Origin of the sequence: Pontixanthobacter aestiaquae, assembly GCF_009827455.1 — a bacterium.
In the GTDB taxonomy this organism is placed as follows: domain Bacteria; phylum Pseudomonadota; class Alphaproteobacteria; order Sphingomonadales; family Sphingomonadaceae; genus Pontixanthobacter; species Pontixanthobacter aestiaquae.
Genome location: NZ_WTYZ01000001.1, coordinates 633,758 through 649,255, shown reverse-complemented (window position 1 = coordinate 649,255; position 15,498 = coordinate 633,758). Strand labels below are relative to the sequence as shown.

Genomic DNA, 15,498 nt, shown 5'->3' with positions numbered 1-15,498 from the left:
CCGCAAGACCAGACCTGTCCTGAGCCCAGTCGTAGGGCCCTGCCTGAACAATGGTTGCTCAGCGATGAGCGAAACGATGCAGCGCTCGAAGATGCACTTGCGAAGCTGCCGCATAGATCGGGTTTCATCTTTCGCCATTATCATCTCACAAAAGAGGAGCGGCGTAAGCGCTACGTCGCCCTAGCAGAAGTCGCACGCAAATATGGGCATCTGGTTATTCTCTCGGACTCGCCCGTAAAAGCCAAGCAGTGGAAGGCCAATGGAATTTATGGGGCTGCACAGCGTATGCCCAAAGACGATAAGCTGCTCAAGCTGGTCACCGCGCATGATTGGAAGGAAATCGTCGCAGCCGACCGCGCTGGTGCCGATGCAATCCTGCTCTCGCCCGTTTTTTCGACCCGCTCTCACGCCGAGGCAAAGCCGCTAGGCCCGCTCCGTTTCAGGATACTCGCCAGAAAGGCGAAGGCACCTGTGATCGCGCTGGGGGGAATGACCAAAGAGAACGCAAGGCGTCTCAATTGGGCGCGTTGGGCGGCCATTGATGGGCTCTCGTAAAATCAAGTGGGCATCAGGCCTGGCGCCTATCGGGCAGATTTCGGATTCGGTTCGTCGATCAGTTTCTTGACGCGCGAGTCCCGGAGAGTCCATGGTGCCCACAGACGGATCATTAGGGGTACATTATGGCCAGCCGCGCCATCGGAAAATCGCAAAAAGCAGATTGGCGCGCCGCGTGGCGGCGTTCAATGCGCCGCGCCGCGCAGATGTTTGGTGCCGTGGTACTTACCGGGACGATGGTGTTCTTGGCTTTGTCGCTGGCCAGTTACACCCAAACCGACCCGAGTCTCTCAACCGCTGCTGCCGCAAATCAGGTCAGCAACTGGATGGGCACGAGCGGTGCATGGGCTGCTGAACGCATTTTGTTCCTGTTCGGCTTGCCTTCAATCCTGCTCCTGCCACTTCTGTATATTTTTGCCCGGAAACTGTGGCGCGATGTGGAAGAAGAGGATGTCGATACCGAAACCCGCTGGTGGGCTCCGGTTGGGATGTTGCTTGTTTCAATCGCTTTGTTCTCGACGCTGTTTTCGCTTTGGTTTGACGGCGATCGCTGGACGTTTCCGGCCTCGACGGGGGGCATTACCGGCCTATTGGGCGTGGGTGCTTTGGAAGCCATCGGCGCTCGCGTGTCTGAAACCGCAGGCGGATGGATCAACCTGGGCTTCACGCCGTTCGCGCTGGCAGGAGCGGTACTATTGGCGACACGTGTATTCGCGATTGATTGGGCGCGGCTACTGACGCTGCCGAACTTTCTCAAGCGCGCTCCAGCGCTCGGCGATATCGAAATTCCGGCGATCCCCAAGCGCAAGAAGGCAAAGGCAGTGAAGGAAGAGGACGAGGACGAGCCGCTTATCGATGCTTCGCCGCGCCGCGCCCCAAAGATTACCGATCCGACCAAGCCACCTAAAAAGGCGCAGCTCGCAAAAGCCAAGCAGGGTGATATGTTTGCAGATTACGCTCTGCCGAGCCTCGATTTGCTGGCCGAGCCGCCGAAAGATAATGCGCCCAAGCTCGACAAGCTCGCGCTTGAACGCAATGCGCGCCTGCTCGAAACCGTGCTTGATGATTTCAACGTAAAAGGCGAGATCACCGCCGTACGCACCGGTCCTGTTGTCACCATGTACGAGTTGGAGCCTGCACCGGGTATCAAAGCCGCCCGGGTCATTGGTCTCGCCGAAGATATTGCGCGTAACATGTCCGCAATCAGTGCCCGCGTTTCACCCATCCCGGGCAAAACCGTAATGGGTATCGAACTGCCCAATGCCGACCGGCAGATGGTTGTCCTGAAAGAACTGGCGGCCTGCGAAGATTTCGCGGATGCCGAAGGCGCGCTACCGATCATTTTGGGCAAAGATATTGCAGGCGAACCGATGGTTGCCGACCTTGCCGCCATGCCGCACCTGCTGGTCGCAGGTACTACCGGCTCGGGTAAATCGGTTGGGCTGAACTGTATTCTGCTAAGCCTGCTATACCGCTTCACCCCCGCGGAGTGCCGCCTGATCCTGATCGACCCCAAGGTGCTCGAGTTGAGTGTTTATGAGGACGTGCCGCATCTGCTGAGCCCAGTTGTCACGGAACCGCATAAATCGGTGCGCGCGCTAAAATGGGCGGTCGAAGAAATGGAACGCCGTTACCGGATGATGAGCAGCGTCAATTCGCGCAACATCGCCGGGTTCAACGATAAAGTTCGCACCGCGATTGCCAAGGGGAAACCGCTGGGCCGCCGTGTGCAGACGGGTTTCGATCCGGAGACGGGTGAGGAAATTTACGAGGAAGAGCAGCTTGATTACGAGCCATTGCCGCAGATCGTGCTGATCGTGGACGAACTGGCTGATTTGATGGTCACCGTCGGTAAGGAAATCGAAGTCCTGATCCAGCGTCTCAGCCAGAAATCGCGCGCGGCCGGTATTCACTTGATTATGGCGACACAGCGTCCTTCGGTTGACGTTATCACCGGCGTGATCAAGGCCAACTTGCCCACGCGGATCAGCTTCAAAGTCACCAGCCGGATCGACAGCCGCACCATTCTGGGTGAGCAAGGCAGTGAGCAACTGCTGGGTAAGGGCGATATGCTCTACAAGCCGAACAGCGGCGCGATGGTGCGTGTGCATTGCCCGTTCGTATCCGATGAAGAAGTCGAGGCGGTCGCCGATCACTGGCGCGCGCAGGGCAAGCCTGAGTATGTCGATGCAGTAACCGAAGAGCCTGAAGATGGCGGCGGCCTATCTTTCGAAGACGAGTTTACCGCCAGCGATGACCCGGCTGAGCGCAAATATCGCCAAGCCTGCCAGATTGTGATCGAAAACCAGAAGGCGTCGGGCAGTTGGCTGCAGCGCCAGATGGGGGTGGGATACAACACCGCAGCAAAATGGATCGAACGGATGGAAAGCGAAGGGCTGGTCGGCCCGGCAAACCATGTCGGTCGCCGCGAAATCTTCCGCGATCAGGACGGGAACCCGCTTTAGTCAGCGAGCTCGGCCAAGCGTTCGCGCACAGCCAACAGGTCATTCCGGAACAGCTGCTCCTGCTGCGCGCGCGCGTCGCCATCGAGGCGGAGCAAATAGGATGGATGCGCGGTGATCCATAACTCGCTGCCATCATTCAGCATGACCGGCTTGCCGCGAACTGTGTTGATGCTGACGGTCTTGCCAAGCATCGCCCGCGCGGCACTCGCTCCTAACGCCAGTATCAGTTTTGGCTTTACCACTTCGCGCTCGGCCTCGACCCACCAGCGGCAGGTATCGACTTCCTTAGCGGTTGGCGTTTGGTGAATGCGGCGCTTGCCCCGCCGGACATATTTGAAATGTTTCACCGCGTTGGTGATATAAGCGCGGTCGCGTGCGATGCCCGCTTGGCCTAGATGCAGATCAAGCAGTTGACCCGCTGGCCCGACAAAAGGACGGCCTGTCTGGTCTTCCTGATGGCCAGGCTGTTCACCCACAATCATAAGCGGAGCATCGCGCGGTCCCTCACCCATCACTGCCTGATTGGCCAGCTCACCGATCCCGCAATTGCGACATGCTTGAACCGCGCGCTCCATAGCTTCCAACGTTTCTGGACGCGCCTCGTGCTCCATCGCTCCGGCATCGACCATTTGTGCTTCTCGTGATTGGGCGCCTGCAATCAGCTCAGGAATCAACTCTGCCTCGGGCATATTCTTCCAATATTTCTTGGGCATCTCGCTCATCATCGCGCCGACTTTAAGCCGAGCGGGATTGAAGATTGAGGCGTAGTACTTGCGCCAGAGGTCTTCGGTCGGATCGCCATCGGGCGCGTCGCTGCGCTGTGCGGGCGGGCTTTCACGGACAGTCTTGCCGTCCCAGTGAATGCAGCCTTTCGGCGTCAGTATCGACCAGTGCATATTGGCAAAGCGCCGTTTGAAGAATCCGGCATTGGCGCGGACGATATGATGGTCCGGCTCAAACCAAGCGACGAAATGCTCTGCGCCGTCCTCGTGCAGCACTTCGCGGAAGCGGACAAAAGCGTGCATTTTGTGGCTATCGCGCCGGACACTCTTAGCCAGATCCTCGATCCGGCGGACATCGCTATCGGCCTTGTCCTCCATAATCCGCGGATGGGACTGTAGCCGCCACAGCAACCGGTAAAGCAGCGCAAACCGCTCGGGGTCGCTGTGCAAAATCGCATTTTGCGCAACCGACACGAAGCGCTTGCTCGCGCGGGTTTGCGGCGCATCATCCTGCGGTGTGGGCAGCTCCTCCGATTCTGGAGCACTGGCAGAGAAAAGATCACCGGACCCGCCGGGTTCACTCCAGATCACGCGCTCCGGTGCGATGCCACAGCGTACCAATCGCCTCGCTTGATCGCGCCAAAAATCGAAGTCATCGGCTCGGGGCATCGTGACGGAAAAGTGCCGCTGGTCCGAAACGGATTGCAGCGCACTCATGCTGCGAACAGCTCCAATTGTTCCTGCTTGGGCGCGAGCATTTTGCGCAGATCGGCGCGGTCGGTCAGCGCGGTCGGACGCCAATCGGCGGCACAGATAAAGGGTCGCACTTTTGCAATGGACACAGTCAGCTTGCCAACCTCATCCAGCCGCAAAGTCCGGTGACGCCGTGCAGCAATAATCCGGTTCACCGCAGTCACGCCCAACCCCGGAACGCGCAGCAATTGCTCACGCGGGGCCCGGTTGACATCCAGCGGGAACACTGACCGAAATTTTAGCGCCCATGCCAGCTTAGGATCTATATCGAGCGGTAAATTGCCATCCTTACCCATGGCCTGCTGAACGTCTCTCACCTGATAGCCGTAGAACCGCATAAGCCAGTCGGATTGATAGAGCCGGTGTTCACGGATCAAGGGCGGGCGTTTGAGCGGCAGAACCGCACTGGCGTCGGGTATCGGACTGAATGCCGAGTAATAAACCCGCCGCAAGCCAAAGCCCCCATAGAGCTTGCTCGCCCGTCCGACGATATCGGAATCGCTCGCCGCATCCGCGCCGATGATCATCTGTGTGGATTGGCCGGCGGGGGCAAAACGCGGCGCATGTTTGAAGCGCTTCTTGGCGTCTTTCGCCTCGATGATATCCGATTTGACCTTACCCATTGCGCCTTCGATCTGGCTAGCGTCCTTGTCGGGCGCTAGCCGCGTCAGGCCCTTACGCGTCGGCAGCTCTACATTGATCGACACACGGTCCGCATAAAGTCCTGCTTGGTGGACCAATTCGGGGTCAGCCTCCGGAATGGTCTTGAGATGGATGTAGCCGCGAAAATCGCATTCCTCGCGCAAAATACGCGCCGCCTCCACCATTTGCTCCATAGTGAAGTTAGAGCTCTTGATAATGCCTGAGGACAGGAACAGCCCCTCGATATAATTCCGCTTATAGAAGCTGATCGTCAGATCGGCGACTTCTTGCGGCGTGAAACGCGCGCGGCGGACATTGCTACTTTTGCGGTTAATGCAATAGTGACAATCGAAAATGCAGTGGTTGGTCAGCAATATCTTGAGCAGCGAGATACACCGCCCATCAGGCGCATAGGCGTGGCAAATGCCCATCCCCTCGGTCGAGCCAATACCTTTCCCACCGAGAGAGTTTTTCTTCGCCGTCCCCGATGATGCGCAGGAGGCGTCATATTTGGCCGCATCGGCCAGAATGCCCAGTTTCTCGATTGTTGATAGCGGACCCATAAGTTCACTATATGTTCTGCCCTGCAAAAAGGGAAGAACTTTCAAACAGTAAAGGCCCCGCCAACAGGCGAGGCCTTTCTGTGAGTGTCATTTATCGGTGGGCCAAACCCGCCAGAGACTGTCTGCTTACTTCAGATCGTCAGCCGTCAGAGTCATGAACTCGGTGGTCTTTTTGACGTTCTCGGCGCGAACATCGTCAGGCGATGCAACTAGGCCGATTTTGGCAAGCGGGCCGTCTTTGTCCCAGCTCTTCGCCCATTCTGCGAGATACAGGTCGAGTGCCGGGATTTGGCCGACATGCTGCTTTTTCACATACATATAGAGCGGACGCGCACCAGGATAGGCGAAGCTGGCGATATTGTCATAGGTCGGGTCGCTGCCGTTCATCGGCAGGCCTTGAACCTTGTCTGCATTCTCTTCGAGATAAGAGAAGCCGAACACGCCGATAGCTTTATCATTGCCACCGATTTTCTGGACGATGAGATTGTCATTTTCGCCTTGGTCAACAAATTTTCCGTCACCTCGCACTTCGGTGCAAATTTGGTCGTAACGGTCTTCGTCGCTTTCTTTCAGAGCTTGCATCTCTGGGTTGGTCTTACAGCCAGCTTCCAGGACCAGCTCTTTCAGCGCATCGCGCGTGCCGGAAGTTGAAGGCGGACCATAGACGAGGATAGGCTCAGCCGGCAGCGATGGATCAACATCGGCCCAAGTTTCAGCTGTTTGCTCACCACCAAAAGGCGCCTTAGCGAGAGCCCTATACACGATTTCCGGTGTCAGGTTCATAGTGATGCCGCCTTGCGCCGATGCAAAAGCGATACCATCGAGGCCAACTTGAATTTCAACAACATCGGTCACGCCGTTTTCCATGCACGTCGCGAATTCGGATGCTTTCATGCGGCGCGATGCATTCACAACGTCGGGCGTATCATTGCCAACGCCAGCGCAGAATTGCTTAATCCCGCCGCCGCTGCCGTTCGATTCAATCAACGGGCCAGTCATGCCTTCATTGTTGAGTGCTGCATTTTCAGCGACAACTTTGGCGAACGGGAACACTGTCGAAGAGCCCACTACGTGGACAGGTTCAACAGCCGCCTCGGAACAAGCGCCGAGCGCCAGAGCCGACACTGCGGCGAGCGAAAATTTGGAAATCATACGCATAATACTAATCCCTGTGAGAACATGTTGCGTCAGCGCCTATCGGCACTGTGTGACGCGAATATGACAAGTTAGAAGTCGATCTGAGCGCGAACTCCGACCACGTCGACACCATAGGATGTGTCGCCGCCCGCAGCGGGGAATACGGCCTGATCATATTCAAGCCGGCCATAATTTGCGAGGAACAGGACCCAGTCGGTCGGTTTCCAGATCAGTGACAAGAAGAAGCCGTCCTGCGTTCCGCCAATGACACCGTTGTCGGACAGATCGAGCCGGTCGTAACGGGCGTTGATCTGGACCGATCCGGTTCCGCCTTCACCCACTGGATTGGTGGGCTTTGTACGGTCAAATTTCCCGCCCTTATACCCGCGCGTATCACCTTTAGTAAGGAAGTACCCAACTTCGGCATAACCACCAAAGAATGTCGGATCGGCCAGCGCCATAGGCCGGTTAACCTGGCGCCAATAACCCTCAGCCGCAGCGTGGAATGGCCCGGAAATGAAAGCACCTTCGACGCCGTATGAAAATTCGCTATCGGCAGCGAAATTGCCCGTGTTAATGAAGCGCTCGCCTGTAAACGCGACCAGTGGCCGCTGGCGGTAGCGAACCGTCGAACCCGGATCGACTTCGCGGTAATTAACGGTAGCACCCAAGTGCAGCTGGCTGTCACCAATCTTTGGCATGTAGACGACGCGGCCATTGGCGCTCCATGCGTCGTTAGATAGCCGGTCCATATTGTCCGTGAACACACCGCCTTGCAGCAACACATCGCCCGAACCGTATTGGACACCGACACCAACGCGGCGAATGAAGTTAAACGCATCGGTGTACGCGGCCCGCTCAATGAAAGTGGTATGCAGCGAACTGGTCAGCTCTTCCAGCGACTGGAAATTGTTAAACTGGCCGACCATTATCTCGAGGTCACCGGCTTCGTAGGAGATAATCGCATCGGTGACCGCAAGATCGCTATTCGCGACATCAATCTCGAACTTATAACCGAAACCGCCTGGCATATCACCAGCAATGCCCAAGCGTGCACGGCGGATATCATTACCGAAACCATCATCGCGTCCGGTTGAATCAGGTGCGTTTACAATGCCTGCATCATATTGCAGTCGGCCGCGCGGCTTGAAGCTCCAACCGCCTGTGCCGGAAATTTCAGGAGCGCCTTTCCAAGTCACTTCCGTATCAGGTTTCGGTGCTGGTGCCACTGGCGGAAGGGGGTCAAGTGGAGGCGGTGTCGCGACCTTTACCGATACCGCTTCGATGGTGTTTTCAGCTTCTTCAAGTTCGCCTTCCAGCGTTTCGATCCGTTTCGCCATAGCCGCCATTTCGGCGCGCATTGCTGCAAGCTCTTCCTGAACGCTCGGCGCATCTTGCGCCAAAGCCGGTTGTGCCCAACCGCACGCGAAAGCGAATGCAAGCGCAGATCCAGTTGCCCGAGCGCGTAGTGTCATCACAGTCACCTTTACAATTGTGTGAAACTTTCCTGACGCCCGTATGTCGATTTTGTGACAGTTTGGAGACTGTGGAAAAATCGATGCCCGATGAAACCATCGAACAAACGACAACATCTCTTGTCCCGATCTCGTTTCAGTCGTAACTATCCCGTATATTCAGGAGACATCCCCATGCGTATCGGCTGCCCGTCAGAGATCAAGAATCACGAATATCGCGTCGGACTGACGCCGGAGAGCGCGCGCGAATTGGGCGTCAACGGTCATGAAGTGTGGATCCAGAGCGGCGCCGGCATGGGAATCGGGGCAACCGATGAGGAATATCGCGACGCAGGCTGCAAGATAGTCGATGGCCCCGATCCGATCTTCGCCGAATGCGAAATGGTTGTGAAGGTCAAGGAGCCGCAAGCGGACGAACGCGCGAAACTGCGCGAAGGCCAGATTCTCTACACCTACTTGCACCTCGCGCCAGACCCGGGGCAAACCGCTGACCTGGTGAAATCGGGCGTTACCGCGATCGCCTATGAGACGGTGACGGGTAGTGGCGGAATTCTGCCATTGCTCAAACCGATGAGCCAAGTCGCAGGTCGGATGAGCATTCAGGCAGGCGCAAATGCCTTGCAAAAAGAGCATGGCGGACGCGGCGTATTGATCGGCGGCGTCCCGGGAGTTCTGCCCGGCAAAGTGGTCGTCATCGGCGGCGGTGTTGTTGGCTTCAACGCCGCGCAAATGGCGGTGGGCCTTGGCGGTGATGTCGAAATACTCGACCGCGATCCTGAAGTGCTGGAGAAAGTCGGCACTTTCTTCGAAGCCCGCGCCAGCACACGCTTTTCGAACAAGACCAATCTGGAAGATGCCGTGCGTCACGCCGATCTGGTCATTGGCGCAGTCCTGATTCCGGGAGCTGCCGCACCAAAGCTGATCAGCCGCGAATTGCTGAAAGAAATGAAGCCGGGAGCAGTTCTGGTTGATGTTGCCATTGACCAAGGCGGGTGCTTTGAGACTTCCAAAGCCACCACCCATGCCGAGCCAACCTACACCGTCGATGGTATCGTGCACTATTGCGTGGCCAATATGCCCGGCGCGGTTGCCCGCACCAGCACTTACGCGTTGAACAATGTGACTCTCCCGCATGCGCTGCGAATGGCGCGGGACGGCTGGAAGGAGGCCATGCGCCGCGATCCGCATCTTGCCGAGGGGCTCAATGTCCATGCTGGCAAGGTGACATATCAAGCGGTGGCCGAAGAACTGGGCTATGACTTCACCCCACCAGCGGATATTATTGCGTAAGAACAACAGGATATAGGGTTTACGAGATGTAAACGCGATCGCGCTATCCATGCTCGGTGAGAAATATATTCGCCGGTTGCCTGATGATGGCCTTTTGCGCAGTGTTGACCTGTATCAGCCCGGCATATGCTGGCGAACGGCATGACAATACCAATTACGCCCCCAACTGTTCTGCAGTGGCCTCCGCCACAGCGGATGCTGTGGAAGTCATCGCCGATCCGCAGCTTTGGAATTGCTCCGGCGCAGATTACGCCAGCGGGCAACAAGTCACCTATCTGCGCTTTGACGCCAGCGACTGGCAGGGCAGTCTGACGCCGGTAAATTTCTTTACCCGGATCAGCCGTTTCCAATCGATCACTCTCTATGCCTATGATGCCGATGGCTGGGTCGACAGCATCGCCTATCGGCCAGAGGATGCGCGCCCGATCGCCGCAGGACCGGTCTTCACTCTAGAGCTGCCAGAAATCGGACCGGAGACCACCGAAGTGATCGCTCGGATCGAAGGTCCACATAGCGTCACGATGCTTTCCGAAGCGCGTCTCTCCACCACCGCTGATGGAGCCGAATGGACTCAAATCGACGTCATGCTGTTGGTGCTGATCGTCGGCATACTGATCTCGCCGCTGATCTTTGATCTCAGCTTCTACATCGTGCTGCGCGAACGGTTCGTGATGATCCACGCGGGCATGGTCGCAACAATGATCGGTTACGTCATGTTTGCTGGCGGCGTGATCACGATTTTTGCCGATGTGTCAGTAACGACAATGGCCATTCTTGGCCCATTCCTATGGGCGGTGGGCGTCGCACTCGGCGCCTTCTTCATGGTCGAGTTTCTCGAAGAGGATGCAATACCGCCTTCGATGCGCAACCTTATGCGATGGTGCGGCTGGTGGGTGCTGCTGGTACCTGGTTTCTTCTCGCTGCAACTCAAGGCAACACAATCATTCGATGACACTGCCTATTTCGTGGCCTTTATTCCAGTCATCGCTGTCTATACCGCCTGTTTATTGATCGCGCTGATCCGGGGCAGCCGCAGCGCTAAATTTCTTGCCGGGGCGTGGCTCCCGATCATCTTTGCCGCGACCGACCGGTTGCTGCGCGGAATGGATATCTACACCGGACCGTCGACGCTCGATCAGTTGCTCTATCTGGCGCTTGGCGCAGAAGTGGTGATTATCGCCATTGGTGTCGCGGACCGGTTCTTAGCCATGCGGGTCGAGCGTGACAGAGCAATTATCCAGACTGACCTGCTTAAGAAAACCGCAGAACGTGATCCATTAACAAACCTGTTCAACCGCCGGATGATTGATCGCCGCTTTGCCAAGCTGAAGCAGGACGGCTTCAATACGATTGCTCTGATCGATCTGGACCGGTTTAAAGAGATAAACGACCAGTTCGGCCATGCAACAGGCGACGCTGCACTCAAAGCGACAGCCGATGCGTTACGCAGCGAGCCGGGACGCGATATGATCGCTTTGCGGATGGGGGGCGAAGAATTCATGCTGATCGCGCGCGGTAAGGACGCGAGGCAGCGGCTAGAGCGTATTCGCCAGGCAATCCCTGCACGGATTGCCCATGATGTTCCTGGTCTTGATCGGACAGTCACGGCGAGCATGGGCATGATTGAAATCCGTCCATCCGGCTTGGAACAAGCGACTTTGGACGACCTATACCACCGCGCTGACACACTATTGTACGAAGCAAAGCAAAACGGTCGCAACCGCACTATGCACGAACGCCTCACCATGTTCGCCGGCAAGCCCGAGGAAGAGGAAGAGGATGAGGAAGCCGCCTAGGCTTTACCGGCACGCCACTTACGATAATTCTTGGCACGCCGCGCGGTGTGCCATTGGTCAGCCAGCATCGCGCGGATTGGCGAGATATTCGGGTTTACAGGCTTGCCCGCAGCCATCCGCCCCATTTGTGCCTTGGTAATCGCCATCGTTGCGAGCCCCTTTAGCGAGGTATTCGACCAATTTGGTGAAGGCATCTCGAATTCGAGCGATCGCCCTTCCTTCCAATCATTGGGCAGGTTTGGATTGAACGCCATCGCGCGGGCAATGCCGAGCATCTCGACGCCAAAACCAACGGCATCATTCTGCATCGCATCTTCGGCGGTTGATCGCTTGGTAATCCCGCCAGTGACCATGATCGGCATGTCAGCGACTTTGGCGATATCGCGCGCGAACTGGATGAAATACGCCTCGCGCTTGCCTGTTGAGTTGTCCGGCTCAGCACCAGTCTCCGAACCGGTCATAGCTGGGCTTTCATAAGAACCGCCCGACAGCTCGACAAAGTCGACACCGTGGCCGTTGAGCCATTCGACAACTTGCCGCGCCTCCTCGAATTCGAAGCCGCCTTTCTGGAAATCGGCCGAGTTGAGTTTAACCGCTACGCCAAAGGACAGCTTCACGGCTTTGCGCACCCGCTCGACAATCGAGAGAAGGAAGCGCGCACGGTTCTCCAAGCTGCCTCCCCATTGATCGGTGCGCTGATTGGTGAGCGGCGAGAGGAACTGGCTGGAGAGATATCCATGCGCGGAGTGGATTTGCACGCCGTCAAAACCCGCTGCCTCTGCTTGCAGCGCAGTATCAACGAAGCGTTGGATAATCGCCTCGATCTCAGATTCCTGAAGCGCGCGGGGCTCGGCAAACAAAGACGACAGCTTGCCCAGATCGAGCGCCTTATCCGAGGGCGAAACCGCTTCCTCGCCCAAATTCTTATACATCTGGCGGCCCGTGTGATTAATCTGCATCCACATCTGCGCGCTGCCGGATTTGCCGATATCCGCCCAGCGTTTGAACGGCGCAAGATCGGTGCCCTTTTCCAGCACTACACCGCCCGGTCCTGTGAGCGAGGACGGTGCGACCATCACATTGCCAGTCAGGATCATCCCGACCCCGCCCTTGGCCCATGCATCATACAGTGCGAAGAGGCTCGTCCCCGGATATTGCCCGGGTTGCTCGGCCAGATTCTCCTCCATCGCTGCTTTACACAAGCGGTTGGAAACTGTGCTGCCGTTGGGCAATGCCAATGGCTGGAAAATTGCGGATTCAGTCATCAGATTCACTCTTGTTCGAGAAGAAACGGTGCGATCACTTCGGGCCGGATTCGGGCGAGGCGCTGCGTTTCGCGGTGGAGCATCGCCCAATTGGTCAGGGCGGATACGATGATCTTGCCCTCGGCGTTGCGGAAATCAACCCGGCGCCCTGATTGCGCCCCTTTGGCGGGTCCCGGAATCCACGTCTCGCCGGTCACGCTTTCGCCCTGGGCAATGTTGCCGCGATAATCGATTTCGTGCCGGATCACGAGCCAGATGAACTCGGCTGCATGCGCGGGATCGGCCACAGCCTCCCAATGCGCCGTCGCCATATCCTGCACCCACTGGACCCACACCGCATTATTAACGTGACCCATCACATCGATGTGCTCGGGGCCCCCGGTGAAAGTTTTCTGGAAAGGGCCGCTCATAACTGATGCCATGGAATAAATGGAACAACGTAAATTGGAAGCAGGACCAGCAACCAGTTGTTCCATCGAATCAAACCGCTCCAACACCAGCATATGGCACCGACCACGGATAGCGGCGTAAAAAGTCCGATAAATCGTAGGTCATTCGAAAATGGGGCAAGCAACGCGATTGGCAAAGCGCAGAGCACCGCCACCGATGTCGCGATTCCATACAGCCGGCCCCAAGCTTTCTTCACTCATCAATCCCGTGATGACTCAGAATGAAAGCAAATTCCTCCGCCGCTTCGTACAGCGATGTGAACCGGCCCGATTTTCCGCCATGGCCAGCGCCCATATTCGTCTTGAGCAGCAGCTCATTATCGTCCGTCTTGGTGTCGCGCAATTTGGCGACCCATTTGGCCGGCTCCCAATAGGTAACGCGCGGATCGTTGAGGCCAGCCGTGACCAGCATCGGCGGGTATTCCTGCGCCACCACCTGATCGTAAGGACTGTAGCTGAGGATGTAAGCGAAGGACCGCTTGCTTTCGATTGGGTTGCCCCATTCAGGCCACTCGCCCGGAGTTAACGGCAGGCTGGTATCGAGCATCGTATTCAGCACATCGACAAACGGCACATCCGCCACCACGGCTTTCCAAAGCTTCGGATCGGTGTTGACCACTACGCCCATCAGCTCGCCGCCAGCCGAACCGCCCGACGCGCTGATCTCGCCTTCGCGGGTATAGCCCTTGGCGGCCAGGCCCTTCGCCACGTCGACAAAATCAGTATAGGTGTTCCACCGCTCGTTCATCTTGCCTTGAAGATACCAATTGCGGCCCAGATCATCACCGCCGCGAATATGTGCGATGGCGTAAGCAACCCCTCGATCGAGCAGGCTGAGGCGTGAAGACGAGAAGCCCGGAGGCACCGCATAGCCATAGGCACCGTAGGCGTAGAGATGCAGCGGTGCGGCCTCCCCATCTGTGGCCATTCCGCGATCCTTGCGCATCACCACGCTGACCGGAACTTTCGTACCGTCGCGCGCGGTCACGTATTCGCGCACCGTCGTATAGAGCGAGGCGTCATAACCGCTCGGGATTTCCTGCTGCTTGAGCAACTCCAGCTTCGCATCCGCAAGATGATAGTCATAGACAGAGTCAGGCGTGACCATACTTTCATAGGTAAGCCGCAGCTTGCTCACATCATATTCGGGATTGTTGGAAAGGCCTGCCGAATAGCTTGCTTCAGGAAATGCCACCGGCGTGATCTGGGAAGCGTCATCATACGAACGCACTTGCACTTGATCGAGGCCGCTCAAACGCCCTTCGGTCACGTAGAAATCCTTGAACAGATCGAAATCGGTCAGATAGAATTCATCCGATCCCGCAATCTGCGTAGTCCATTCTCCCGGCGCTTCGATTGATGCAGTAGCCAAGCGGAAGTTCACATGATCGTCGTTGGTATGGATATAGATCGTGCCGTCACGCACATCGACGCTGTACTCGACGCCTTTCTCACGCGGCTTGACCAATATTTGTTCGCCGGTCGGATCATCGGTCCGGACCAAACGCACTTCGCTTGTTTCATTGTCGCCAGTGGCGATGATCAACCAGTCTTCTTGCGCAGACAGGCCCGCACCAACACGGAAACCTTCGTCCTTCTCGCGGAAAATCTCGACATCATCAGCAACGTCAGTGCCAATTTTGTGAAGGCGGACATTATCGACGCGCCATTTGTCATTGGCCTTTCCGTAAGCGATCATTGTGTCATTTGCGACCCAAGTCAGGCCCGAGAGTGTCTCGGGAATCGCGTCACTCAGCAATTCGCCCGTTTCGATATTCTTGATTTTGGCGAGGTACCGCTCGGACCCGTTATCATCGAAAGAATAGGCAAGGAACTGCCCGCTATCGCTGATGGAAAATGCCCCAAGACGGAAATAGTCTTTCCCGTCGGCCAGTTCGTTTTCGTTGAGCAGCAGCTCTTTGTCACCACCCGCCGCAGGCTTGCGGTACCATAGGCGGTATTCTTTGCCCTCTTCGAATTCGGTCCAGTAAACCCAATCACCATCCTTTTGCGGAACCGAGGAATCGTCCTCTTTCACGCGGCCTTTGAGCTCTTCAAACAGCGTATCCACCAGCTCCTTGCGCGGCTCCATCTGCTGTTCGAACCAGGCATTCTCTGCCTTCACGTAATCGAGCACGTCCTCATCATCGATCGTGGGATAGGATTGATCCTTCAGCCAGTGATACGGATCCGAGATAGTGATGCCGTGATGGGTAAATGTGTGCTCGCGCTTTTCAGCAACGGGCGGAGCAGTCAATTTGGGCTTGGTCAAACTGGTTTCCTCTTTCGGAGCGGCATCCTGCGCCAGAACTGGAGCGGCCAATACCACTGCGGCGAGTGAAATGGCGGTGCTCGATATCAATTTCTGCGCAAACTTCATGGCGGA

11 protein-coding genes are annotated in these 15,498 nt (G+C 56.9%); 4 read left to right on the top strand and 7 right to left on the bottom strand.

All coding sequences use genetic code 11. The features are described from left to right. Positions 1 to 54 precede the first annotated feature (54 nt). Together GRI35_RS02975 and GRI35_RS02970 are read left to right on the top strand one after the other, a co-directional pair. Positions 55 to 555 carry a thiamine phosphate synthase gene (locus GRI35_RS02975; protein ID WP_235900114.1) on the top strand — a complete coding sequence of 167 codons (501 nt, stop codon included), beginning with the start codon at positions 55 to 57 and terminating at the stop codon, positions 553 to 555. Between the two features lie 125 nt (positions 556 to 680). Then, positions 681 to 3,020 carry a DNA translocase FtsK gene (locus GRI35_RS02970; RefSeq protein WP_160612738.1) on the top strand — a complete coding sequence of 780 codons (2,340 nt, stop codon included), beginning with the start codon at positions 681 to 683 and terminating at the stop codon, positions 3,018 to 3,020. On the opposite strand, the gene GRI35_RS02965 is transcribed toward GRI35_RS02970, so the two are convergent. The 4 genes from GRI35_RS02965 to GRI35_RS02950 form a co-directional block, all read right to left on the bottom strand. After that, on the bottom strand, positions 3,017 to 4,459 hold the full coding sequence (locus GRI35_RS02965; RefSeq protein ID WP_160612736.1) for a UdgX family uracil-DNA binding protein: 1,443 nt from the start codon (positions 4,457 to 4,459) through the stop codon (positions 3,017 to 3,019). The genes GRI35_RS02970 and GRI35_RS02965 overlap by 4 nt on opposite strands. Beyond that, a complete protein-coding gene (locus GRI35_RS02960; RefSeq protein WP_160612734.1) occupies positions 4,456 to 5,700 on the bottom strand; it encodes a putative DNA modification/repair radical SAM protein in 1,245 nt (414 codons plus the stop codon). The genes GRI35_RS02965 and GRI35_RS02960 overlap by 4 nt, the downstream gene beginning before the upstream one ends. A gap of 126 nt (positions 5,701 to 5,826) precedes the next feature. Then, positions 5,827 to 6,858: a substrate-binding domain-containing protein gene (locus tag GRI35_RS02955; RefSeq protein WP_160612732.1), complete on the bottom strand. Its 1,032-nt coding sequence runs from the start codon at positions 6,856 to 6,858 to the stop codon at positions 5,827 to 5,829. 68 nt (positions 6,859 to 6,926) lie between these two features. Beyond that, positions 6,927 to 8,312, bottom strand: coding sequence for an OprO/OprP family phosphate-selective porin (locus GRI35_RS02950; protein WP_160612730.1), 1,386 nt, complete (start codon positions 8,310 to 8,312; stop codon positions 6,927 to 6,929). A 174-nt stretch (positions 8,313 to 8,486) separates the two neighbouring features. On the opposite strand from GRI35_RS02950, the gene ald reads away from it, so the two are divergent. Together ald and GRI35_RS02940 are read left to right on the top strand one after the other, a co-directional pair. After that, entirely contained in the window at positions 8,487 to 9,602 is a 1,116-nt protein-coding gene (gene ald / locus GRI35_RS02945; RefSeq protein WP_160612728.1) for an alanine dehydrogenase, read from the top strand. A 56-nt stretch (positions 9,603 to 9,658) separates the two neighbouring features. After that, positions 9,659 to 11,398: a diguanylate cyclase domain-containing protein gene (locus GRI35_RS02940; protein WP_328598422.1), complete on the top strand. Its 1,740-nt coding sequence runs from the start codon at positions 9,659 to 9,661 to the stop codon at positions 11,396 to 11,398. Here the strand turns inward: GRI35_RS02940 and GRI35_RS02935 are convergent. The 3 genes from GRI35_RS02935 to GRI35_RS02925 form a co-directional block, all read right to left on the bottom strand. Beyond that, entirely contained in the window at positions 11,395 to 12,663 is a 1,269-nt protein-coding gene (locus GRI35_RS02935) for an NADH:flavin oxidoreductase/NADH oxidase family protein (protein ID WP_160612724.1), read from the bottom strand. The two genes, GRI35_RS02940 and GRI35_RS02935, sit on opposite strands and share 4 nt — an antisense overlap. Positions 12,664 to 12,668: 5 nt before the next feature. Beyond that, complete coding sequence (locus GRI35_RS02930) at positions 12,669 to 13,073, bottom strand: acyl-CoA thioesterase (RefSeq protein ID WP_160612722.1); 405 nt, start codon at positions 13,071 to 13,073, stop codon at positions 12,669 to 12,671. A 232-nt stretch (positions 13,074 to 13,305) separates the two neighbouring features. Beyond that, positions 13,306 to 15,492 (bottom strand): S9 family peptidase, encoded by a 2,187-nt coding sequence (locus GRI35_RS02925; protein ID WP_160612720.1) that lies wholly within the window; start codon positions 15,490 to 15,492, stop codon positions 13,306 to 13,308. Positions 15,493 to 15,498: the final 6 nt, after the last annotated feature.

Coding starts and splice junctions, on each gene's coding strand:
- GRI35_RS02955 (WP_160612732.1), bottom strand. CDS start 6,858: ATGCGTATGATTTCCAAATTTTCGCTCGCCGCAGTGTCGGCTCTGGCG.
- GRI35_RS02960 (WP_160612734.1), bottom strand. CDS start 5,700: ATGGGTCCGCTATCAACAATCGAGAAACTGGGCATTCTGGCCGATGCG.
- GRI35_RS02970 (WP_160612738.1), top strand. CDS start 681: ATGGCCAGCCGCGCCATCGGAAAATCGCAAAAAGCAGATTGGCGCGCC.
- GRI35_RS02930 (WP_160612722.1), bottom strand. CDS start 13,073: ATGAGCGGCCCTTTCCAGAAAACTTTCACCGGGGGCCCCGAGCACATC.
- GRI35_RS02935 (WP_160612724.1), bottom strand. CDS start 12,663: ATGACTGAATCCGCAATTTTCCAGCCATTGGCATTGCCCAACGGCAGC.
- GRI35_RS02965 (WP_160612736.1), bottom strand. CDS start 4,459: ATGAGTGCGCTGCAATCCGTTTCGGACCAGCGGCACTTTTCCGTCACG.
- GRI35_RS02950 (WP_160612730.1), bottom strand. CDS start 8,312: ATGACACTACGCGCTCGGGCAACTGGATCTGCGCTTGCATTCGCTTTC.
- ald (WP_160612728.1), top strand. CDS start 8,487: ATGCGTATCGGCTGCCCGTCAGAGATCAAGAATCACGAATATCGCGTC.
- GRI35_RS02925 (WP_160612720.1), bottom strand. CDS start 15,492: ATGAAGTTTGCGCAGAAATTGATATCGAGCACCGCCATTTCACTCGCC.